Origin of the sequence: Aeromonas enteropelogenes, assembly GCF_000819845.1 — a bacterium.
Classification (GTDB): Bacteria; Pseudomonadota; Gammaproteobacteria; order Enterobacterales; family Aeromonadaceae; genus Aeromonas; species Aeromonas enteropelogenes.
This window is the reverse complement of sequence record NZ_CDCG01000040.1, coordinates 124,727-147,388: the sequence shown is the minus strand read 5'-3', so window position 1 is coordinate 147,388 and position 22,662 is coordinate 124,727. Positions and strand designations below refer to the sequence as shown.

The following is a 22,662-nucleotide window of genomic DNA, read 5'->3' as shown; positions in this document are numbered from 1 at the left end:
GACTTGACATAAAGTATTTCAAATGCAGTCAGAAATTATCAATCAGCCTATTTGATTTTTGGGGAAGATATAACTCTCACGTAAGTACATGTATTTGTTATCTAACACTGAACGAACCACTACAGCTCTAAATTTCAGCTGTTTCATGGTCGTTGAAACGGCGGGCTTACCCATTCAATACCATTACCACCAACCCAACAGATTACGGCCAACCAGCGCTCCCCACACCAGGGCGTTGAGGGCCAGCGCGATAAAGACGGCGGCGGAGCCCAGATCCTTGGCGCGGCCGGAGAGTTCATGGTGCTCGGGGCCGATGCGATCCACCACCGCCTCGATGGCGGAGTTGAGCACCTCGACGATCACCACCAGCCAGCTGATGATGACCAGCAACAGGATCTGGTTGAGGGTCTCCCCCACCCAGAACGTCAGCGGCATCAGCAACAGAATAAGCATCAGCTCCTGACGAAATGCGGCCTCGTTGACCCAGGCAGACTTGAGCCCTTTCATGCTGTAACCGGTTGCCTTGATGATACGGGTGACCCCGGTTGCCCCTGGCTTTGCCACGCTATCTACCTCATTTGGTATCGATTTTGGCCTCACATCCTATCAGAGCCCCCCAAGGTTTCAATCGGTGGACTTTTGCTTTATTTTATCCCTTTGCATTTTCGCCCCTGCGGCTGACACCACCCACTCGAGACTTGAGTTGTATGTCCATTCACACAGATGAATTGCGCACCCGTCGCCTGGAGTCACTGATCACTCCGAGCGAGCTCGCACACGCTTTCCCGATCAACGATACCATTGCCCAGAATCTGCTGGATGCCCGTCGCGAAGTGGAAGCCATTCTGGCCGGAGAGGATCAGCGCCTGCTGGCCATCGTCGGCCCCTGCTCCATCCATGATCCTGCCGCCGCCCACGAGTATGCCCGTCGCCTCAACCGCCTGCGCGAGCAGTATAAAGAGAGCCTGTGCATCGTGATGCGCACCTATTTCGAGAAACCGCGCACCATCGTCGGCTGGAAGGGGCTGATCAACGATCCGCGCCTCGACGGCAGCTTTGACGTCAATGAAGGGCTGAAGCTGGCCCGCAAACTGCTGGTCGACATCAACGAGATCGGCCTGCCCACCGCCACCGAATTCCTCGACATGGTGACCGGCCAGTACATTGCCGACCTCATCACCTGGGGCGCCATCGGTGCCCGCACCACAGAATCCCAGGTACACCGCGAGATGGCCTCAGCCCTCTCCTGCCCGGTCGGCTTCAAGAACGGCACCGACGGCAACACCCGCATCGCCATCGATGCGGTGCGCGCCGCCCGTCACAGCCACATCTTCTATTCCCCGGACAAGGACGGCAAGATGACCATCTACCGTACCGCCGGCAACCCCTATGGTCACGTGATCCTGCGTGGCGGCCACCGCCCCAATTACGATACCGCCAGCATCGACGAGGCGTGCGAAGCCTTGGCCGACGTGGGACTGCCTGAACGTCTGGTGGTGGATTTCAGCCACGGCAACAGCATGAAGGATCACCGTCGCCAGCTGCTGGTGGCTCAGGATATCTGCGATCAGCTGCGCCGCGGCCGCACCGGCATCGCCGGCATCATGGCCGAAAGCTTCCTGGTGGAAGGGCGCCAGGATGTGGAGAACGGCTGCGCCGCCACCTTCGGCCAGAGCATCACGGATGCCTGCCTCTCCTGGGACGATACCGAGACCCTGCTGGCCATGCTGGCCGAGGCCGCCCAGGTGCGTCTGCACAAGTTGGGCTGAACCTCGTCAGAACGTAAAATAAATAAAAAAGGGCCAGACATCCTGCATGTCTGGCCCTTCTCTTATTAGGCAAACCCCGCTTACAAACTGGGCATAAACCAGACCCGGCCACCCGCCTCTATGCGCTCTGTTCTTATCTGGAACACCTGCTCCAGCAGCGCCTGGTCCACCAGCTCGACCCCGCCCTCGCTCACCACACGCCCCTGCTGCAGGCAAAGGATGCGATCCGCCCAATCGATGGCCAGATTGATGTCGTGGATGGCGATCACCACCAGCAGCCCCTGACGAGCCACCGTCTTCAGCAGCCGCAGCAAGGCCAGCTGATGGTGCAGATCCAGCCCTGCCAGAGGTTCATCCAGCAGCAGGATGCGCCCCGCCGGGTTGAGCCCAGGCCACACCTGCAGCAGGGTACGGGCGATCAGCACCCGCTGCTGTTCGCCGCCGGACAGCTGGCTGAAATCCCGCGCCAGCAAATCATCCAGCTCCAGTGCCTCGCACAGGGCCTGGATCGCCTCGCGCTGACGGGCGGGCTCGCCCCCCTCGTCCAGCCCCAGGCTCAACACCTGAAACACCGGGATATGAAACAGCTGGGGCTGGCGCTGGGGCAACATGGCGCGGCGACGGGCGAGCGCCTGCCAACCAAGGTCAGTAAGCACTTCCCCATCCAGCAAGACGTCTCCTTGCGCGGGCAAAATGCCGGCCAGGGCGCCGAGCAGGGTAGATTTACCGCTGCCATTGGGGCCGAGCAGGGCCACCAGCTGGCCGCCCGTCCAGGCGAGATTAAGAGGGGCCAGCCGCGCTGGAATGGCGAGGGCGCGGGCCTCAATCAGAGGCGCGGCATCATTGTGGCACTCAGGTGTTGGCATGGGCATCTTGCCTCAACAGCAGATAGATAAAGAGCGGGGCCCCGACCGAGGCGGTGATGACGCCAATAGGCAACTCACCGGCACTCAAGGCCGAGCGGGCAACCAGATCGGATGCCAGCAACAGGGCGCCGCCCCCCAGCGCCGAGGCAGGCAGCAAGAAGCGCTGATCGCTGCCGCCACACAAGCGCAGCAGATGGGGCACCACCAGGCCGACAAAACCGATGACGCCGCACAGCGACACCGCCACCCCGGTGAGCAGACAGACCGCCAGCACCAATCGCACTCGCATCCTGTCCACATCCAGCCCCATCAGGCGGGCCTGGGTCTCTCCCAGCAGCAGTTGCTGCAGCGCCTTGCCCTGCCAGCAGAGCCAGCCCAGGGTGAGCGGCAACAGCAGCCACCACCAAGCGATCTGCTGGCTGCCATAAGAGAGACTGCCCATCATCCAGAACATGAATTCGCGCAAAGAGGCATCGTCGGCAAAGTACATCAGCCAGGTCATGGCCGCATTGGTGAGGATGCCGATGGCGACCCCGAATAGCAGCAGCCTGGCATGGCCAAGCCTGGCACGGCGCGCCAGCCGGATCAGCATCATGGTCACCAGCAGTGCCCCGCCAAAGGCGGCAAGGGACAAGCCCCAACCCGGCAGATAGACGCCGAGGGATTTGGCAACCGCCATCGATACCATGGCCGCCAGCCCCGCCCCGCTCGAGACGCCGAGCAGGCCGGGTTCGGCCACCGGGTTGTGCAGCATCACCTGCAGCACGGCGCCGCCACAGGCGAGCGCGGCTCCCGCCAGCAGGGCCAGCAGGGCGCGTGGCAGGCGCAGCTCCAGCAGGATGCGTTGCTCCAGCTCGCCAAGGGGTTGCCAGGGCAGCAGCACAAACTCCCCCCAGGCGAGGGAGCAGACAAAGAGCAGCAGGGTCAGCAGGGCGAGGCCAAAGAGCCAGCGCCGCTGCCAGCGCTGCTGACGGGCGAGCAAAGAGAGGTACACGCAAGATCCCCGAACATGAAGGCACAACCTTGCCACCGCTGTCGGCCAGACAGGGCAAGGTTGCAGGAAAAGGGCATGATAACAGTGGCTTGCCACCCAAGGTCAAGGCTGGTAGTGACTGGCCATCTGCTTTATATCGCCGCTCTCCACCAGACGCTGCAAGGCGGTGCTCAGGGCGGACTTTTGCGCCTGATGGGGTGAGCGCTTGCTCATGCCAAGGTAGAGGGTCACCGGACTGTCCGGGCGGTAGTCCGCCTTGCCAAGGGGCTTCCCGTCCCCCTGGCGCAGGGCGTAATCAACCTGGCAATCGGTGCCTATCATCAACGGCAGGTGGCCCCGCTGCACCATGCGCAGCAGCTGATCCTCGGTCGGCACCCCGTGCTTGTTGAGTGCGGGATCGGAGTCAAAGGGTTCGAAGTAGGCGGACTTGAGCACATAGCCCACCTCCATTCCTGCCAGGTCCCGATACTGGCGGATACCGGCCACCGTGGCGGGCTTGCCATAAAAGGCGGGCCAGCACTGGTAATAGGCGGGTTGCAGATAATCGATGAAGGCGGCGCGTTCGGCGGTATGAGCCAGACCAATCATGAGATCGACCTGGCCGGATTCCATCTGCTTGAGAGCCCTGCCCCAGGGCATGCGCCGGATCTGCAACTGGATGCCGCTCTCCTTCTGCAGACGCCGCAGGATCTCTACATCGAGTCCTTGCAACTCGCCATCCGGTTGCAGGATCCGAAAAGGGGGCCAGAGATCGGTGGCGACCGTCAGGGTCGGAGCACCTTGAGCCAGGCAGGCAAACAGCAGACCAAGCACACCCCAGCTTGTCTTGCCCATTCGGTTGGATCCTTGTGTTGCGCTATCCATGATTGACTAAAAATACCCTGACCGCCCACTTATGAAAACCCATGGTTCGGAGATAAAATGCAATTGATTTTAAAGGAGAACCTAATGAACCCAATCTTTACCAGTATCGGTCTGTTGCTGTGCAGCAACGTTTTCATGACCTTTGCCTGGTATGCCCACCTCAAGAGTATGAACCACAAACCCTGGATCATTGCGGCGCTGGTGAGCTGGGGCATCGCCCTGTTTGAATACCTGTTGCAAGTGCCCGCCAACCGCATCGGCCATACCGTCATGAGCGTGGGGCAGCTCAAGATCCTGCAGGAGGTGATCACCCTCACCGTATTCGTCCCCTTCTCTATCTTCTATCTCAAGGAAGATCTGAAATGGGACTACCTCTGGGCCGGGCTGTGCATCCTGGGGGCGGTCTTTTTTGTTTTTCGCGAGAAACTCACCGGCGCCTGACGCTGTACACTCAATAACATCCCCGTTAACGGCATCTCCTTGATAGACGAGGCAAAACAATGGAATTGCGAGACATGCTACAGATCCTGGCCAAGCAGGATGGCTCAGACCTTTATCTGTCAACCGGCGCTCCCCCCTGCGCCAAGTTCAACGGGGTGTTGCGCCCGCTGACCGAGACGCCCCTCAATCCGGGAGATGTGGCGAGCATCGCCGACGCCATCATGGACAAGGAGCAGAAGGAGCAGTTCGAGCGGGAGCTGGAGATGAACCTCGCCATCTCCCTGCCCCAGGTAGGCCGCTTTCGGATCAACATCTTCAAGCAGCGTAACGAAGTCTCCCTGGTGGCACGCAACATCAAAACCGAGATCCCGCGCTTTGAAGATCTCAAACTCCCCCCCGTGCTGCTCGACACCATCATGGAAAAACGGGGCCTGGTGCTGTTCGTCGGGGGTACCGGCTCGGGCAAATCCACCTCACTGGCGGCCCTTATCGATCACCGCAACCGCAACAGCGGCGGCCACATCATCACCATTGAGGATCCGGTAGAGTTCGTTCACCGCCACCGCAAGAGCATCATCAACCAGCGCGAGGTGGGGGTCGATACCCGCAGCTTCCACGCCGCCCTGAAAAACACCCTGCGCCAGGCGCCGGACGTGATCCTCATCGGGGAAATTCGTGATCGCGAGACCATGGAGCATGCCCTGGCCTTCTCGGAAACCGGTCACCTCGCCATCTCCACCCTGCACGCCAACAACGCTAACCAGGCGCTGGACCGCATCATCAACTTCTTCCCGGAAGAGCGGCGCCCGCAATTGCTCAACGATCTCGGCAACAACCTCAAGGCGTTTGTCTCCCAGCGGTTGGTGAAGACCACGGACGGCGGTCGCCGGGCGGCGGTGGAGATCATGCTCGGCACTCACACCATACGTGACATGGTCAAACGGGGTGAATTTGGCGGTCTGAAGGAGGTGATGGAGAAATCCAAGGCCCTCGGCATGGTCACCTTCGACAGCGCCCTGTTCGATCTGGTGGTGGAAGGGGTGATCGATGAAGAAGAAGCGGTGAAGAACGCCGACTCGGCCAATAACCTGCGCCTCAAGATCAAGTTGTGGCGGGAGAAGGGCCAGATCGCCAGCAGCAGCGATGCCACCGGCTGGAGCCTCGAACCCACCAAGGACGAGAAAGACGACCTCTTCTGATCCAGCGCCGTTCAAGCACAGCCTCGTCAACCAAGGGGTTGTGCTTCTTTCCTCTTCTGTCACCGCCGCCCTAGCACCAGCGCCGCACCCGCTGACAGTAACGGGCATACTCATCCCCAAAGCGAGCCTGCAACAACCGCTCTTCCGGGATGATCTGGAAGCGGGTCAACCAGGCCACCAGCAATACCGGTCCCAGCCAAACCCAGACGCCCCCCAGATAACAACCCCAGGCCAGCAGCCAGCAGAGCAGCCCCAGGTACATGGGATTGCGGCTGATGCGATAGACACCGCAGGTGACCAGATGGCGGGTATGATGCGGCCGGGTCGGACTGACGGTGGTCTGGTGGTGGCGAAAGCGCTGCAGGGCCCCGAATCCAAACAGGGCGCCCAACGCTACCAGCAGGGCCCCCAAGCCCCATTGCCAGCCCGCAGGCTCCCCACCACCGCGTATTCCCCACATGGCAGCAGCAGATAGGGTAAAGATCAGCGGGGGTGGCAGACGTAACTCCAAATTGACCATTTTATTCCTCTGACAAGTGTCGCACGACGCTCGGTTGCGATAGACTCTCCATCACTCGGCAATCGCCGAGCCGTCGCCAAGATCATAATAATAACAACAAGTTGTCGCTAAACCGCTACGCTAGTATCGGCACTATCCCAACTCGAATAAAAAAGGAACGTCTATGCACAAGAAAACCCTACTCGCTACCCTGATCTTCGGTCTGCTGGCTGGTCAAGCCGTCGCCGCCCCCTATCTCCCTCTTGCCAATGACCATCGCAACGGTCAGGAGCAGACTGCCGCCAATGCCTGGCTGGAAGTGGATCTGGCCGCCTTCGAGCACAACATCCAGACCCTCAAAGAGCGCCTGGGTGACAAGGGCCCGCAGATCTGCGCCATCATGAAGGCCGACGCCTACGGTCACGGCATCGATCTGCTGGTGCCCTCCGTGGTCAAGGCGGGCATCCCCTGCATCGGCATCGCCAGCAACGAAGAGGCCCGCGTGGCCCGCGAGAAGGGCTTCGAGGGTCGTCTGATGCGGGTCCGTGCCGCCACCCCGGATGAGGTTGAGCAGGCCCTGCCCTACAAGATGGAAGAGCTGGTTGGCAGCCTGGCCAGTGCCCAGGGGATCGCCGACATCGCCAAGCGCCACAACACCAACATTCCGGTGCATATTGGTCTCAACTCCGCCGGCATGAGCCGCAACGGCATCGACCTGCGTCTGGCCGATTCCAAGGAAGATGCGCTGGCCATGCTCAAGCTCAAAGGGATCACCCCGGTCGGCATCATGACTCACTTCCCGGTGGAAGAGAAAGAGGACGTCAAGCTGGGGCTGGCCCAGTTCAAGCTGGACTACCAGTGGCTGATCGACGCCGGCAAACTGGATCGCAGCAAGCTCACCATCCACGCCGCCAACTCCTTCGCCACCCTGGAAGTGCCGGAAGCCTACTTTGACATGGTGCGCCCGGGCGGCATCATCTATGGCGACACCATCCCCTCCTACACCGAGTACAAGAAGGTGATGGCGTTCAAGACCCAGGTTGCCTCCGTCAACCACTACCCGGCGGGCAACACCGTCGGCTATGACCGCACCTTCACCCTCAAGCGCGACTCCCTGCTCGCCAACCTGCCGCTGGGTTACTCCGACGGCTACCGCCGTGCGCTCAGCAACAAGGCCTATGTACTGATCCAGGGCCAGAAGGTACCGGTCGTCGGCAAGACCTCCATGAACACCATCATGGTGGACGTGACCGATCTGAAAGGGGTCAAACCCGGTGATGAGGTGGTGCTGTTTGGCCGCCAGGGTGATGCCGAGGTGAAACAGGCGGATCTCGAGGAGTACAACGGCGCCCTGCTGGCGGACATGTACACCGTCTGGGGCTACACCAATCCCAAGAAGATCAAGCAGTAAGCATCGACCTTAAAACAAGGGCTCCCTAGGGAGCCCTTTTTACTTGTGCCTTTTGATATACCTTACGCCGTCTTCTTACGGGTCACCCAGAAGCTCAGCCCCATGGAAGCCAGCAGGATCAGCGCTACTACGCTCAGTGCGATGCCACTCAGGGGGATCTTGAACAGATCCCCCCAAATTATTTACAGCGCCTTCAAGCGGTCTTTTTACGAGTCACCCAGAGACTCAGTCCCATGGAAGCCAGCAGGATCAGGGCCACGACACCCAGCGCAATACCGGTCGGGATCTTGAACACATCCAGCAGCAGCATCTTGACCCCGATAAACATCAGGATCAGCGCCAGGCCATATTTGAGCAGGGCGAAGCGCTCGGCGACACCGGCCAGCAGGAAATACATGGCGCGCAGCCCCATGATGGCAAAGATGTTGGAGGTGAGCACGATGAAGGGATCCGTGGTCACCGCAAAGATGGCCGGGATGCTGTCCACCGCGAAGATAAGATCGCTCACCTCCACCAGCACCAGGATAAGCAGCAAGGGCGTCGCGTAGCGCACGCCATCACGCCAGACGAAGAAGTGCTCCCCCTCCAGGGTCTCGGTCACCTTGAAACGGCGGCGCATCCAGCCGAGCAGGGCATTGTTCTCGAGATCCGGCTCCTTGTCGGCCGCCCACAGCATCTTGGCACCGGTCAGCAGCAAGAATGCGCCGAACAGATAGAGGATCCAGTGGAACTGCTCGATGAGCCAGCTGCCCGCGAATACCATGCCAGCGCGCATGACGATGGCACCCAGTACCCCGTAGAGCAGTACCCGGCGCTGCAGCTCGGCCGGAATGGCAAAGTAGCCGAACAGCATCAGCCAGACGAAGACGTTGTCCACCGCCAGCGCCTTCTCGATGAGGTAGCCGGTGAGAAACTCCAGCCCCTTCTGGTTGGCGATTTCGCGCCCGGCACTGTGATCCAGCCAGAGCCAGATGGCCAGGTTGAACAAGAGCGCCACGCTCACCCAGACGAGGGACCAGATACCCGCCTCCTTGAGGGATACCTTGTGTGCCTTGCCGCCGCCGACAAAACGAATGTCAATCCATAACAGGACCAGCACTATGCTGAAGAAACCGGTCCACATCCACCATTCACCCATGTTCACTTCTCCCCAAAACGACAAAACCCACGGCCGGGAGGCAGTGGGTTTGCGTCTGGAGCAGATACACCTTGCCTCTCGGCAAGGTCTCACTTACAGCCAATTTGCATCGACTGCCCGGCTGCCGGGTGCACTGCAGGAAAAGGTGTGCACCGTAATGACGACAAACCGGCGAGAAGTTACTCCCCTTGTTGCGGCGGATAGTAACAGCCTCGAAAGGTAACGCCAAGAGGCATCTTCACCCCCACACAAAAAATAAAAAGGGCGCCACATGGGCGCCCTCTTCTCATGCTCCAATCAGAGCGGATCCACCTTGAGGCAGGAGACCGCGTGGTCAAAATTACCTTCAAGCTGGGGACGGGTCTTGGCACATTCGGGGCCCGCCACCGGGCAGCGGGTGCGGAACACACAGCCGGACGGCGGGTTCATGGGCGACGGCAGATCCCCCTCCAGGATCTGAATGGTCTTGCTGCGCTCCAGATCCGGGTCCGGGACGGGCACCGCCGACATCAGTGCCTTGGTGTAAGGGTGCAGCGGATTGGCGAAGATCTCCTTGCGGGTTCCCAGCTCAACCGCGTTGCCCAGATACATCACCAGCACCCGATCCGAGATATGTTTGACCACCGACAGATCGTGGGCGATGAAGATGAGCGACAGTCCCATCTCCTTTTGCAAGGATTTGAGCAGGTTCACCACCTGGGCCTGGATCGAGACGTCGAGTGCCGAGACCGGCTCGTCACAGATGATCATCTTGGGCTCCAGGATCAAGGCCCGGGCAATCCCGATGCGCTGGCACTGGCCACCGGAAAACTCGTGGGGATAGCGGTTTACCAGGTTTGGCAACAGGCCCACCTTACTCATCATGGCGCGCACCCGCTCCTTCACCTCCTCCTTCGCAAGATTTGGATAAAAGGTGATGAGGGGTTCAGCGATGATGTCGCCTATGGTCATGCGCGGGTTGAGGGAGGCCAGCGGGTCCTGGAAGATCATCTGGATCTCTTTACGCTTCTCCCGCAGCGCCTTCTGGTCGAGCTTGGTCAGATCGTTGCCAAGCCACACCACCTTGCCGTCGGTGGCCGGCACCAGGCCGATGATGGCGCGAGCGAAGGTGGACTTGCCGCAGCCCGACTCCCCAACCACCCCCAGGGTCTCCCCCTCGTACAGGCGCAGGGTCACTCCGTCCACCGCCTTCAGGGCCGAGGGTTTGGCCCAGGGCCATGCCTTGCCGCTCTTGATGCTGAAGTGAACCTTGAGGTCGGACACTTCCAGCAGCAGTTTCTTGTCAGTACCCATTTAGTTCACTCCCTTGATGATGGCATCCGAAACCCAGTGGCAAGCCCGCTCCCGCCCGTTGTTGAACGGGGTCAGGATGGGAGATTGCTGGCCGCAAATCTCGCTCACCCGGTGGCAGCGCTCCTGGAAGGGGCAGCCGGTGGGCAGACGCAGCAGGTTGGGCGGATTGCCCGGGATGGTGGGCAGCTCCTCCCCTTCGGTATCGAGGCGGGGAATGGCGCGCAGCAGACCTTCGGTATAGGGGTGGCTCGGGCGATAGAAGATATCGTCCACCTTGCCGTACTCCATGGTGCGACCGGCATACATCACCAGCACCTTGTCACAGATGCCGGCAACTACCCCCAGATCGTGGGTGATCATGATGATGGCGGTGTTGAACTCGCGCTTGAGTTCGTTCATCAGAGTCATGATCTGGGCCTGCACCGTCACGTCGAGCGCCGTGGTCGGCTCGTCGGCGATAAGCAGCTGGGGCCGGCACAAGAGAGCCATGGCGATCATCACCCGCTGGCGCATGCCGCCGGAGAACTCGTGCGGGTACATGCCCATGCGCTTGCGCGCCTCTGGGATCTTCACCGCATCCAGCATGCGCACCGACTCTTCAAACGCCTCGGCCTTGCTCACCCCCTTGTGCAGCATCAGCACTTCCATCAACTGATCCTGCACCTTCATGTAGGGGTTCAGCGAGGTCATGGGGTCCTGGAAGATCATGGCGATCTTCTCGGCGCGGATCTTGTTGAGCTTGGCCTCCGGCAGGTTGAGGATCTCGTCGCCCTGAAACTTGGCGGAGCCTGTGATGACGCCGTTCTTGGCGAGCAGCCCCATGATGGCAAACGCGGTCTGTGATTTGCCCGAGCCGGACTCGCCGACGATGCCCAGGGTCTCGCCCGCCGCCAGTGAAAAGTTGAGGTCGTTGACCGCCACCACATTGCCGTCCGGGGTCTTGAACTCGACCCGCAGATCTTTTACATCCAGTAACTTCATAAAAACTCCTTATCGATCTTTCGTGACGTATTCCTGTCGATCCGGTGCGCTGCCAGCGTATTAGCCGCTGTCTTGGCGCTCTCTCGCCATTTTCTCAGCGCTCCTTCGGCGCTTTTTTTAGCGATCCTTCGGATCGAGGGCGTCACGCAGACCATCCCCGAGGAAATTGAAACAGAACAGGGTCACCACCATGAAACCGGCGGGGAACAGGAGTTGCCAGATGGCCACTTCCATCGACTTGGAGCCTTCATCCAGCAGGGCACCCCAGCTGGTCATGGGCTCCTGGACACCGAGGCCCAGGAAGCTCAGGAAGGATTCAAACATGATCATCCCCGGCACCAGCAGGGTAGCGTAGACCGCCACGATGCCGAGCACGTTTGGCACTATGTGGCGGGTGATGATCTTCCACTTGGAGACGCCGCAGACATGGGCCGCCTCGATGAACTCCTTGCTCTTGAGGCTCAGGGTCTGGCCACGGACGATCCGCGCCATGTCGAGCCAGCTCACCGCCCCGATGGCGATAAAGATAAGTGCCAGATTGCGGCCGAAGAAGGTCACCAGCATGATCACGAAGAACATGAAGGGGAAGGCGTTGAGGATCTCGAGTACCCGCATCATCAGGCTGTCGACGCGACCGCCGATAAAACCGGAGGCGGCGCCATAGAGGGTGCCGATAATGACGGCCACCATGGCCCCCATGATGCCGACCATCAGCGAGATGCGCCCGCCGAGCAGGGTACGCACAAACAGATCGCGCCCCAGGCTGTCGGTGCCAAAGTAGTGACCCGCCTCCATGTCAGGACCGGTCTGCATGGCGCCCCAGTCCGGATCGTCGAAGGTGTATTGGGACAGGTGCGGCCCGAAGATCACCGCCAGGCCAATCAGGCTCAGGATGATGAGGCTGGTGAGCGCCGCCTTGTTGCGCAGGAAACGGCGGCGGGCATCCTTCCACAGGGAACGCCCTTCCACCACGTCCACTTTCTGGGCGAACGCCTCGACGGCCTCGCGTTTTTCAGTTGAAACAACCATGGTCTACTCCCTGATTAATAACGGATCTTCGGATCGATAAAGGCATAGAGAATATCGACCACGGCGTTAAAGGTGATGGTGAGGGCACCGACCAGAATGGTCAGGCCGAGCACCATGGAGTAGTCACGGTTCAGCGCTCCGTTGACGAACAACTGACCTATCCCCGGCAGGCCGAAGATGGTCTCGATCACCACTGAGCCCGTAATGATGCCCACAAACGCCGGCCCCAGGTAGGAGACCACCGGCAGCATGGCCGGGCGCAGGGCGTGTTTGAGGATGATGTGGCGCAGGGGCAAGCCCTTGGCGCGAGCGGTGCGGATGAAGTTGGAGTTCATGGTCTCGATCATGCTGCCTCGCATGATGCGCGAGATGGCCGAGATGTAGTACATCATCATGCCGAACACCGGCAGCACCATGAACTGGATGCCGCCCCCCTGCCAGCCACCGGCCGGGAACCAGCCCAGATAGATACTGAAGAAGAGCACCAGCAGCGGCGCCAGCACAAAGCCGGGTATCACCACCCCCGCCATGGCCGACGACATCAGCAGATAATCGATAATAGTGTTCTGTTTCAAGGCCGCTATAGTGCCGAACGTCACCCCCAGTGTCACCGCGAACAGAAAGGCGAAGGAGCCTATCTTGGCCGAGACCGGCAGGGCCTGGCTCACCAGATCGTTAACGGTGAAGTCCTTGTATTTGAAAGAGGGCCCCAGATCACCTTGTACCAAGTTGCCCAAGTAGGTGAGGTATTGCATGCCGATGGGCTTGTCGAGGCCGTACTTGGCTTCGATATTGGCAATGACTTCGGGGGGGAGCGAGCGTTCGCTGGTGAAGGGGTTACCCGGGGCGAAACGCATCATGAAGAAGGAGACGGTGATCAAGACCAGCAGAGTCGGGATCGCTTCCAGTAGACGTTTTAGAATAAATTTCAACATAGACAATTCCTGTCCTGTACTGCTTCCAAAGGGTCGCGATTGTAATAAAGGCCCGCCGTCTGGCGGGCCCTGCTTGTTATGCGACTTGTTGCTTTACATCATCAGTGGGCGACGATGTACATGTCCTTGCTGTAGAGGTTGTCCAGCGGGTTGGCCGGGTAGCCACCCACATAGGGTTTCACCATGCGGGCAGTCACGTACTGGTAGATGGGGGCGATCGGCATGTCCTTGGCCAGGATCTCTTCGGCCTGGACATAGAGCTTGTTGCGGGCTTCCACATCCACCTGATCGCGGGACTCGCTCATCAGCTTGTCAAACGCCGGGTTGGAATATTTGCCGTCGTTGTTGCCATGGGTGGTCTGCATCAGATCCAGCATGGAGGAGGCTTCGTTGTAGTCGGCGATCCAGCCGGCACGGCCCACGTCAAACTGACCCTGTTTCTTGGTCTCGAGGTAGGTTTTCCACTCTTGGTTGACCAGGCTCACCTGCACGCCAAGCTTCTTCCACATGGAGGCGACGGCCACAGCCACTTTTTTGTGGTTGTCGTCGGTGTTGTAGAGCAGCTCGAACTTCAGCGGCTTGCTGGCATCGAAACCGGCTTCGGCCAGCAAGGCTTTCGCCTTGGCATCGCGCTCGGCCTGGGTCATCTTGGACCACTCGGGCGCCACCGGCTTGAAGCCGTCCACGAAATCAGGCACCAGGGTGTAACCCGGGGTCTGGCCCTGGCCCATCACCTTGTCGGCGATCACGTTGCGATCGATGGCGTAGGAGAGCGCGGTACGCACGCGCACATCGTCAAACGGCTTGCGCTTGACGTTGTACTGGTAGTAGTAGGTGCCCACATAACCGGTCACTTTCAGCTCGTCCGGCTTCTCTTTCTTCATCTGCTTGAAGCGCTCGATGGGCATCTGGTAGGTCATGTCCACTTCACCGGCCAGGTAGCGGTTCAACTCGGCGTTGGTGGACTGGATCGGCAGATAGGTCACCTTGTTGATGACGGTCTTGGCGTCGTTCCAGTAGTTTTTGTTGCGCTCCACATCGACGCGCTCGTTGACCACCCAGTCTTTCAGCACATAGGCACCGTTGGACACCATGTTGCCGGGCTGGGTCCACTTGTCACCAAACTTCTCGACCACTTTCTTCGGCACCGGGTAGGTGGTGGTGTGGGAGAGCATGCTGACAAAGTAAGGGATCGCCTTCTCCAGTTGCACCTCGAAGGTATAGTCATCGACCGCCTTCACACCCAGGGTGTCGGCAGGCTTCTTGCCAGCGATGATGTCGGAGGCGTTGACGATAGTCGGGATCTCCAGATACCAGGAGTAGGGAGAGGCGGTTTTGGGGTCGACGGCACGCTTGAAAGCAAATTCGAAATCGTGAGCGGTGACCGGATCACCGTTGGACCACTTGGCGTCTTTACGCAGGTGGAACACATATTTCTTGTTGTCCGCGGTTTCCCAGGACTCGGCCACGCCGGGCAGCACTTCGCCCTTGGGACCGGAGGCGACCAGACCTTCGAACAGATCGCGCAGGATATTGGATTCGACCGTTCCTTCGGTCTTGTGCGGGTCCAGGGTGGCGGGCTCGGAGCCATTGCCTTTGACCAGCTGCTGCACCTCGGCCAGCTTGGTACCGGCGGGTACATCGGCGGCTTGTGCCATTGTGGCGCCACCAAACAGCGCGGCCACCAGGAGGGTGTTAATCATTGTTTTTTTATGAGTCATTTCCATACTCCAACAAGAACATTCCATGCAATTTTTTCAATGACGGGGTAACAACCCGCTCCCAGCATAATTCCCTGCTTATTGTGATGATGCAATAGATATTATCAGGAGCAACGGCCATCCATGGTCAAAAAAACAGCTTTTGACAAGAATTTCAGTATTTAAACGCCCCGTAACCGACGCTTTTTTATACAAATCGCTCGATTCTAGAAAATGGCATTCAAAAAGCAACCAATAAAAAGCCGGTCACGAGGACCGGCTTTCATAAAACGGATCTGGCTCACATCAGGCTGGGGAAGACACCCTTGATCCCGGCCACCATGATCTCGATACCCAGCGACATCATGATAAGACCCATGATACGGGTCACCACGTTGATGCCGGTATTGCCCATGATCTTGAACAGCAGGGGGGCGGCGCGAAAGATTAGCCAGGAGCAGAACGAGAACACCACCACCACCAGCGACATGCCGAGCATCTGCTGCCAGTGGCTCTGGCTGGCGTAGACGATGACCGACGAGATGGCCCCCGGTCCCGCCATCAGTGGCAGCGCCAGCGGCACGACCGCGATGGATTCGCGCACCGCCAACTCCCCTTTCTCCTGCTTGTTGTGCTTCACCTCACCCAGCTTGCCTTGCAGCATGGACCAGGCGATCAGGGTGATAAGCGAACCGCCGGCGATGCGAAACGACGCCAGCGAAATACCAAAACCGTCCAGGATCAGCTGCCCCATGGTCATGGAGACCAACAGGATCACCATCACGGCGATATTGGCGGTCGTGTTGGTCTTCATTCTTTCGGCCGGGGTATGGTGACTGGTCAGACTGACAAACACCGGCAACAGACCAAGCGGGTTGATGATCGCAAACAAACCGACAAAAAACTTCAGATATAAAGAGACGTCAATTGCCGCCATAGACCCCTTCCAATAGTGTGCAAGCCCGCGGGCTACTCCATATCAATGCGTGCGTAAATTTACACCATAGCCAGGATCCGCACCAATTAAATAATCTCACCAATATCGGGGTTTTTTAGTTAGTTCCGCTAATGATTCCCCCTCTTCCCAACAGATAAGCCAGTGCGAAACGATCTCCGCGGCGCAAGTCGCTACCTCCTCTAATCCGTGGTCCAGGTACACCCCCCTGTCGCCGCGGCTGTTTTTCCGGCTCCTGTTCCGACGTTTTCCTGACGCGGCGTTCAACACCAGAAACCGAGGGTCATGATTGCCTATCAGATACCAGCCACACATCCGCCTGCCAGCCACTAAACCGCCTTTGCAGAAGCCCGGCAAGGAGGGGCATCCCAACCACTTCGCACCACGATAAAGGTAATAACGAGCTCCTTACGGGTCATACCTCTTCCCCCTCTATCCAAGGTAAAGGAAATGCGAAATTGCGTGTAAAAAAGCGCCAAAAACGGTGGGGAGAAACGGCAAACCAAACGGTCAAAATACACAAATCGATAACAGACAGTGGAAAATCTGCCACCACTCCAGTGTCAAAGGTTAAGTTTGATCACAATGACTGTGTGATGGCCGTCATGCAGCGGTTTCCTCCAAATTGTTTATCAAGCCTTAACTTGATGAAAAATCTGGACTAAAACCGTTCATTCCGGGTTCATAAAGGATTTGTTCAACTCCACAACTTGATAACATCCGACCAGAAAAAAATTGTGAAATAAAATTTCTTTTGTTCTTTTGCAACACTTGATCGAGATCAAGTTTTTCTGGGTCTACCCCGCTCTATAATCGACTCGGAAAACAATTTAGTAAGGCATGTAAATACCCCTGTTGCAGTAATTGTCGCCTTGACAGGCCAACTATAATTGCCGGGCATTGCCAACGTCTTACTAAACAGTTTTCAAATAATCAGGAGATAAACATGGCAGTAACCAATTTGGCAGAACTGGATGCACTGGTCGCCCGCGTTAAGGAAGCACAGCGTGAATTCGCCAGCTTCTCCCAAGAGCAGGTAGACAAGATCTTCCGTGCCGCCGCCCTGGCCGCCAACAACGCCCGTATCCCTCTGGCCCAGATGGCCGTCGAAGAGTCCGGTATGGGTATCATCGAAGACAAGGTTATCAAGAACCACTTCGCCTCCGAATACATCTACAACAAGTACAAAGAAGAGAAGACCTGCGGCATCCTCAGCGAAGATGACGAGATGGGTACCATCACCATCGCCGAGCCGGTAGGCATCATCTGCGGTATCGTACCGACCACCAACCCGACCTCCACCGCGATCTTCAAATCCCTGATCTCCCTGAAGACCCGCAACGCCATCATCTTCTCCCCGCACCCCCGCGCCAAAAACTCCACCAATACCGCAGCCAAGCTGGTACTGGATGCAGCCGTTGCCGCCGGTGCGCCGAAAGACATCATCGGCTGGATCGATCAACCGTCTGTTGAACTCTCCAACGCCCTGATGAAGCACAACGACATCAACCTGATCCTGGCCACCGGTGGCCCGGGCATGGTGAAAGCCGCCTACTCCTCCGGCAAGCCCGCCATCGGCGTGGGTGCCGGTAACGTACCGGTGGTCATCGACGAAACCGCCGATGTGAAGCGTGCCGTCGCCTCCATCCTGATGTCCAAGACCTTCGACAACGGCGTGGTCTGTGCCTCCGAGCAAGCCGCCATCGTGGTTGACTCCATCTATGACCAGGTCAAAGAGCGTTTCGCCACTCACAACGGCTATGTGCTGAGCAAGGACGAAGCTGACAAGGTTCGTAAAGTCATCCTGATCAACGGCGCCATGAACGCCAACATCGTGGGCCAGCCTGCGGTCAAGATCGCCGAAATGGCCGGTGTCACCGTGCCTGCCAACACCAAGATCCTGATCGGCGAAGGCGTGAAGATCTGTGAAGAGGAAGAGTTCGCTCACGAGAAGCTCTCCCCGACTCTGGGTCTGTTCCGTGCCAAGAACTTTGAAGAAGCCGTTGAAATGGCCTGTGACATGGTCAACCTGGGCGGTATCGGCCACACCTCCGGTCTGTACACCGACCAGGACCGCAACGCCGACCGCATCAAGTACTTCGGCGACAAGATGAAGACTGCCCGTATCCTGATCAACACCCCGACCACCCAAGGTGGTATCGGTGACTTGTACAACTTCGCGATGGCACCGTCCCTGACCCTGGGTTGCGGTTCCTGGGGTGGCAACTCCATCTCCGAAAACGTGGGTCCCAAGCACCTGATCAACAAGAAGACAGTCGCAAAACGGGCAGAAAACATGCTGTGGCACAAACTTCCGAAATCCATCTACTTCCGTCGTGGTTCCCTGCCGATCGCCCTGAGCGACCTGGAAGGCAAGAAGCGCGCCATGATCGTGACCGACCGCTTCCTGTTCAACAACGGCTACGCCGACGAAGTGGTTCGTCTGCTCAAAGGCCTGAAGATGGAAGTGGAAGTGTTCTACGAAGTAGAAGCCGACCCGACCCTGACCGTGGTACGCAAGGGTGCCGAGATGGCCAACTCCTTCAAGCCGGACGTGATCGTCGCCCTGGGCGGTGGTTCACCGATGGATGCCGCCAAGATCATGTGGGTGATGTACGAGCATCCGGACACCGCGTTCGAAGATCTGGCCATGCGCTTCATGGACATCCGCAAGCGTATCTACAAGTTCCCGAAAATGGGCGTGAAGGCCGAGCTGGTCTGCATCACCACCACTTCCGGTACCGGTTCTGAAGTGACCCCGTTTGCGGTCGTGACCGACGACGCCACCGGCGTGAAATACCCGCTGGCCGACTACGAGCTGACCCCGAACATGGCCATCGTTGACGCCAACCTGGTGATGGGCATGCCGAAATCCCTGTGCGCCTTCGGTGGTATCGACGCCGTGACTCACGCCATGGAAGCCTATGTTTCCGTGCTGGCCAACGAGTACTCCGACGGTCAGGCACTGCAAGCCCTGAAACTGCTGAAGGACTACCTGCCCTCCAGCTACCAGAACGGTGCCAACGACCCGGTCGCCCGCGAGAAGGTGCACAACGCCGCCACCATCGCCGGTATCGCGTTCGCCAACGCCTTCCTGGGTGTGTGCCACTCCATGGCCCACAAACTGGGTGCCGAGTTCCACATCCCGCACGGCCTGGCCAACGCCCTGCTGATCAGCAACGTCATCCGCTACAACGCGAACGACAACCCGACCAAGCAGACCGCGTTCTCCCAGTACGACCGTCCGCAGGCTCGTCGTCGCTACGCCGAAGTGGCTGACCACCTGGGTCTGACTGCCGCCGGTGACCGTACCGCCGCCAAGATCGAGAAGCTGCTGACCTGGCTGGACGAGCTGAAAGCGACCTTAGGGATCCCGGCTTCCATCCGTGACGCAGGTGTCGCCGAAGCCGACTTCCTGGCCAAGGTTGACCAGCTGGCCGTTGAAGCCTTCGATGACCAGTGCACCGGCGCCAACCCGCGCTACCCGCTGATCAGCGAGCTGAAAGCCATCCTGCTGGATACCTACTACGGCCGTCCCTTCTCCGAAGAAGCTCAGGTAGCTGACAAGGTGGAAGTGAAAGCCGAAACCAGCAAGAAAAAATCCAAGGCCTGATCACCGGTCCCGAGATTAAAAAAGCCCGCGCCACTGCGCGGGCTTTTCTTTGTCTGAAAGCCGGCACCTTCTTTACCGGACAACAGAACCTCCCCTCCCCCCGCATTGCCAGCCGTATGCTCCCATTGGTCGCCATGACATCCGCAGCCAGTGCCAGGTGCAGCCCGTCCCCCACAGACAGGTCACAGCATTTGCCCCCCTCTCAATCAGACGAAGGCGAAGGCACAACCACGACGAGCGCATCTACCGCCAGCGGGCAAGAAGAGTCCGTAGGACTGGCATGTTAAGCGGGGGATAAAAAAGGAGAGCAGGCGTTACCGGCGGGATAAAAAATGGCAGCCATCTGGCTGCCATCGGGAGAGCATGATCGGGCGATCAGAGGGTCGCGGCCACTTCGTCGGAGATGGAACCGTTGTGGTACACCTCCTGCACATCGTCCAGATCTTCCAGCATGTCGATGAGGCGCATCAGCTTGGGCGCGGTCTCGGCATCCAGTTCGGCTTCGGTGGAGGGGATCATGGTCACTTCGGCATTCTGGGCCTTGAAGCCGGCGGCTTCCAGACCGTCGAGTACGGTACCGAAATCGTTCGGGGTGGTGTATACCTCGATGGAACCATCTTCTTCGGTCACCACGTCGTCGGCACCCGCTTCCAAGGCGGCATCCATCAGGGCATCTTCATCGACGCCCACGAAGGTCAGCAGGCCCTTCTTGGTGAAGAGGTAGGAGACGGAACCATCGGTACCCAAGTTGCCACCGCTCTTGCTGAAGGCGTGACGCACTTCGGAGACGGTGCGGTTACGGTTGTCGGTCAGGCACTCCACCATGACGGCGGTACCGGCCGGGCCGTAGCCTTCGTACACGATGGTCTCGAGCTGCTCGCCGTCACCACCGCCAGCGCCACGCTGGATGGCACGGTTGATGGTATCGCGAGTCATGTTGTTGGTCAGGGCAGCCGTTACCGCCGCACGCAGACGCGGGTTGTTGGCCGGATCGGCATCACCCAGACGCGCGGAGGTGGTGATTTCGCGGATCAGCTTGGTGAAAATCTTGCCACGCTTGGCATCCTGAGCTGCCTTGCGGTGTTTGATGTTGGCCCATTTACTGTGACCTGCCATAGGGACTCTCCGTTATATTTTTAACTTTCAGTAACACAAGGGGAAACGTGAAAGGCCGCATTGCTGCGGCCTTTGGTGCCGGATTACGGCTTATTCATCACCCTTGACGGTGGTCGCAATCGCCAATTCACCCAGTTGTGCCGGGTTGGCGAAGCTGGGGGCGTCTGTCATCAGACAGGCGGCCGCGGTGGTTTTCGGGAAGGCAATCACGTCCCGAATGTTGTCGGTACCGGTCAGCAGCATGCTGAGACGGTCGAGGCCAAAGGCCAGACCGGCGTGGGGCGGGGTACCGTATTTCAGGGCATCCAGCAGGAAGCCGAACTTCAGGCGCTGTTCGTCCGGGGTAATACCCAGGATGTCGAACACGGTGGCCTGCATTTCGCTGTTGTGGATACGCACGGAGCCGCCACCTACTTCATAGCCGTTGATCACCATGTCGTAGGCGTTGGCGTAGGCACCCAGCGGATTGGCTTTCAGCTGTTCCGGGCTCAGGTTGCTCGGCGCGGTGAAGGGGTGGTGCATGGCAGCCAGACCGCCTTCGCCATCTTCCTCGAACATCGGGAAGTCGATGACCCACAGGGGCTTCCAGCTGTTCTCCAGCAGGCCCAGATCGCGGCCCACTTTCAGGCGCAGGGCGCCCATGGCGTCGCACACCACTTTCTTGGAGTCGGCGCCGAAGAAGATGATGTCGCCATCGGCCGCGCCGGTACGGGCCAGGATCTCGCGCACGATCTCGTCGGAGAGGAACTTGGCAACCGGGGACTGTACGCCTTCGATGCCGTTGGCCGCCTCGTTGACCTTCATCCAGGCCAGACCCTTGGCACCGTAGATGCCAACGAACTTGGTGTACTCGTCGATCTGCTTGCGAGACAGCTCGGCGCCGCCCGGCACTTTCAGGGCAGCCACGCGGCCTTTCGGATCGTTGGCAGGGCCGGCGAACACGGCGAACTCGACGGCGGTCAGCAGATCTGCCACATCAACCAGCTCCATCGGCAGACGCAGATCCGGCTTGTCGGAGCCAAAGCGGCGCATCGCCTCGTCGAAGGTCATGATCGGGAAGTCGCCCAGATCCACGTTCAGGATATGCAGCCACAGTTTGCGGATCATCTCTTCCATCACCTCACGCACCTGCGGCGCGGTCATGAAGGAGGTCTCCACGTCGATCTGGGTGAATTCCGGCTGACGGTCGGCACGCAGGTCTTCGTCGCGGAAGCACTTGACGATCTGGTAGTAGCGATCGAAGCCGGACATCATCAGCAACTGCTTGAACAGCTGCGGGGACTGCGGCAGGGCGTAGAACTTGCCCTTGTGCACACGGCTCGGCACCAGGTAGTCACGGGCCCCTTCCGGGGTAGCCTTGGTCAGCATCGGGGTCTCGATGTCGAGGAAGCCGTGTTCGTCCATGAAGCGGCGCACGAAGGCACTGGCCTTGGCGCGGGTCTTCAGGTACTTGGCCATCTCGGGGCGACGCAAGTCCAGGTAGCGGTACTTGAGGCTGATCTCTTCGCTGTTGACCTGGTTGAAGTCAAGGGGCAGCGGCTCGGCGCGGTTGATGATGGTCAGCTCGTGAGCGAACACCTCGATGGCACCGGTGGCCATGTCGCTGTTGCGCTGGGACTCCGGACGGGTGCGCACCACGCCGGTCACCTGGATGCAGAACTCGCCACGCAGCTCGGAGGCCAGAGCGAACGCTTCCGGCTTGTCCGGATCGAAGAACACCTGCACGATCCCTTCGCGATCGCGCATGTCGATAAAGATCAGACCGCCGAGATCACGACGACGGTGGACCCAACCGCACAATGTAATGGTCTGCCCTTCATGGGCCTCATTGACCTGTCCGCAATAGATAGAGCGCATGG

19 protein-coding genes are annotated in these 22,662 nt (G+C 59.1%); 5 read left to right on the top strand and 14 right to left on the bottom strand.

Annotated elements, in window-relative coordinates; genetic code table 11:
• Positions 1–183: 183 nt before the first annotated feature.
• On the bottom strand, positions 184–564 hold the full coding sequence (locus BN1123_RS17445; protein ID WP_042028589.1) for a diacylglycerol kinase: 381 nt from the start codon (positions 562–564) through the stop codon (positions 184–186).
• A 143-nt stretch (positions 565–707) separates the two neighbouring features.
• Between BN1123_RS17445 and BN1123_RS17440 the strand changes: the two genes are divergently transcribed.
• Complete coding sequence (locus BN1123_RS17440; protein WP_026456871.1) at positions 708–1,769, top strand: 3-deoxy-7-phosphoheptulonate synthase; 1,062 nt, start codon at positions 708–710, stop codon at positions 1,767–1,769.
• Between the two features lie 80 nt (positions 1,770–1,849).
• Here BN1123_RS17440 and BN1123_RS17435 read toward each other — a convergent pair whose 3' ends face one another.
• From BN1123_RS17435 to BN1123_RS17425, 3 genes are all read right to left on the bottom strand, one after another.
• The gene (locus BN1123_RS17435; RefSeq protein WP_042028586.1) at positions 1,850–2,635 is read right to left on the bottom strand and encodes an ATP-binding cassette domain-containing protein; all 786 of its coding nucleotides are present in this window, start codon (positions 2,633–2,635) and stop codon (positions 1,850–1,852) included.
• Entirely contained in the window at positions 2,622–3,629 is a 1,008-nt protein-coding gene (gene btuC / locus BN1123_RS17430) for a vitamin B12 ABC transporter permease BtuC (RefSeq protein ID WP_042028584.1), read from the bottom strand. The genes BN1123_RS17435 and btuC overlap by 14 nt, the downstream gene beginning before the upstream one ends.
• A gap of 102 nt (positions 3,630–3,731) precedes the next feature.
• Complete coding sequence (locus BN1123_RS17425) at positions 3,732–4,463, bottom strand: substrate-binding periplasmic protein (RefSeq protein WP_042028582.1); 732 nt, start codon at positions 4,461–4,463, stop codon at positions 3,732–3,734.
• 114 nt (positions 4,464–4,577) lie between these two features.
• On the opposite strand from BN1123_RS17425, the gene BN1123_RS17420 reads away from it, so the two are divergent.
• Both BN1123_RS17420 and tapW read left to right on the top strand, forming a co-directional pair.
• On the top strand, positions 4,578–4,934 hold the full coding sequence (locus BN1123_RS17420) for a DMT family protein (RefSeq protein ID WP_005337656.1): 357 nt from the start codon (positions 4,578–4,580) through the stop codon (positions 4,932–4,934).
• A gap of 59 nt (positions 4,935–4,993) precedes the next feature.
• Complete coding sequence (tapW, locus tag BN1123_RS17415) at positions 4,994–6,133, top strand: type IVa pilus ATPase TapW (RefSeq protein WP_026457954.1); 1,140 nt, start codon at positions 4,994–4,996, stop codon at positions 6,131–6,133.
• A gap of 70 nt (positions 6,134–6,203) precedes the next feature.
• On the opposite strand, the gene BN1123_RS17410 is transcribed toward tapW, so the two are convergent.
• Entirely contained in the window at positions 6,204–6,653 is a 450-nt protein-coding gene (locus tag BN1123_RS17410; RefSeq protein ID WP_042028581.1) for a methyltransferase family protein, read from the bottom strand.
• 163 nt (positions 6,654–6,816) lie between these two features.
• On the opposite strand from BN1123_RS17410, the gene alr reads away from it, so the two are divergent.
• Positions 6,817–8,043, top strand: coding sequence for an alanine racemase (gene alr, locus BN1123_RS17405; protein ID WP_042028580.1), 1,227 nt, complete (start codon positions 6,817–6,819; stop codon positions 8,041–8,043).
• A gap of 193 nt (positions 8,044–8,236) precedes the next feature.
• Here alr and BN1123_RS17400 read toward each other — a convergent pair whose 3' ends face one another.
• The 7 genes from BN1123_RS17400 to BN1123_RS17370 all read right to left on the bottom strand — a co-directional run bounded on the left by BN1123_RS17400 (position 8,237) and on the right by BN1123_RS17370 (position 16,056).
• Positions 8,237–9,181: a TerC family protein gene (locus BN1123_RS17400; protein ID WP_042028579.1), complete on the bottom strand. Its 945-nt coding sequence runs from the start codon at positions 9,179–9,181 to the stop codon at positions 8,237–8,239.
• A gap of 297 nt (positions 9,182–9,478) precedes the next feature.
• A complete protein-coding gene (oppF, locus tag BN1123_RS17395) occupies positions 9,479–10,474 on the bottom strand; it encodes a murein tripeptide/oligopeptide ABC transporter ATP binding protein OppF (RefSeq protein WP_042028578.1) in 996 nt (331 codons plus the stop codon).
• A complete protein-coding gene (oppD, locus tag BN1123_RS17390; protein ID WP_042028576.1) occupies positions 10,475–11,455 on the bottom strand; it encodes an ABC transporter ATP-binding protein in 981 nt (326 codons plus the stop codon). It lies immediately after the preceding gene.
• Between the two features lie 117 nt (positions 11,456–11,572).
• Positions 11,573–12,484 (bottom strand): oligopeptide ABC transporter permease OppC, encoded by a 912-nt coding sequence (gene oppC / locus BN1123_RS17385; RefSeq protein WP_042028575.1) that lies wholly within the window; start codon positions 12,482–12,484, stop codon positions 11,573–11,575.
• Positions 12,485–12,498: 14 nt separating this feature from the next.
• Positions 12,499–13,419, bottom strand: coding sequence for an oligopeptide ABC transporter permease OppB (oppB, locus tag BN1123_RS17380; RefSeq protein WP_042028574.1), 921 nt, complete (start codon positions 13,417–13,419; stop codon positions 12,499–12,501).
• Positions 13,420–13,520: 101 nt separating this feature from the next.
• Positions 13,521–15,140 (bottom strand): ABC transporter substrate-binding protein, encoded by a 1,620-nt coding sequence (locus tag BN1123_RS17375; RefSeq protein WP_042028571.1) that lies wholly within the window; start codon positions 15,138–15,140, stop codon positions 13,521–13,523.
• Positions 15,141–15,420: 280 nt separating this feature from the next.
• A complete protein-coding gene (locus BN1123_RS17370) occupies positions 15,421–16,056 on the bottom strand; it encodes a YchE family NAAT transporter (protein ID WP_042028570.1) in 636 nt (211 codons plus the stop codon).
• Positions 16,057–17,020: 964 nt separating this feature from the next.
• Here BN1123_RS17370 and adhE point away from each other — a divergent pair.
• Positions 17,021–19,687, top strand: a complete 2,667-nt coding sequence (gene adhE, locus BN1123_RS17365) for a bifunctional acetaldehyde-CoA/alcohol dehydrogenase (RefSeq protein WP_042028569.1) — start codon at positions 17,021–17,023, stop codon at positions 19,685–19,687.
• Between the two features lie 375 nt (positions 19,688–20,062).
• Here adhE and BN1123_RS17360 read toward each other — a convergent pair whose 3' ends face one another.
• Positions 20,063–20,803, bottom strand: coding sequence for a YebC/PmpR family DNA-binding transcriptional regulator (locus BN1123_RS17360; RefSeq protein WP_026456893.1), 741 nt, complete (start codon positions 20,801–20,803; stop codon positions 20,063–20,065).
• A gap of 90 nt (positions 20,804–20,893) precedes the next feature.
• Positions 20,894–22,660 (bottom strand): aspartate--tRNA ligase, encoded by a 1,767-nt coding sequence (aspS, locus tag BN1123_RS17355; RefSeq protein ID WP_042028568.1) that lies wholly within the window; start codon positions 22,658–22,660, stop codon positions 20,894–20,896.
• Between the last annotated feature and the right edge of the window lie 2 nt (positions 22,661–22,662).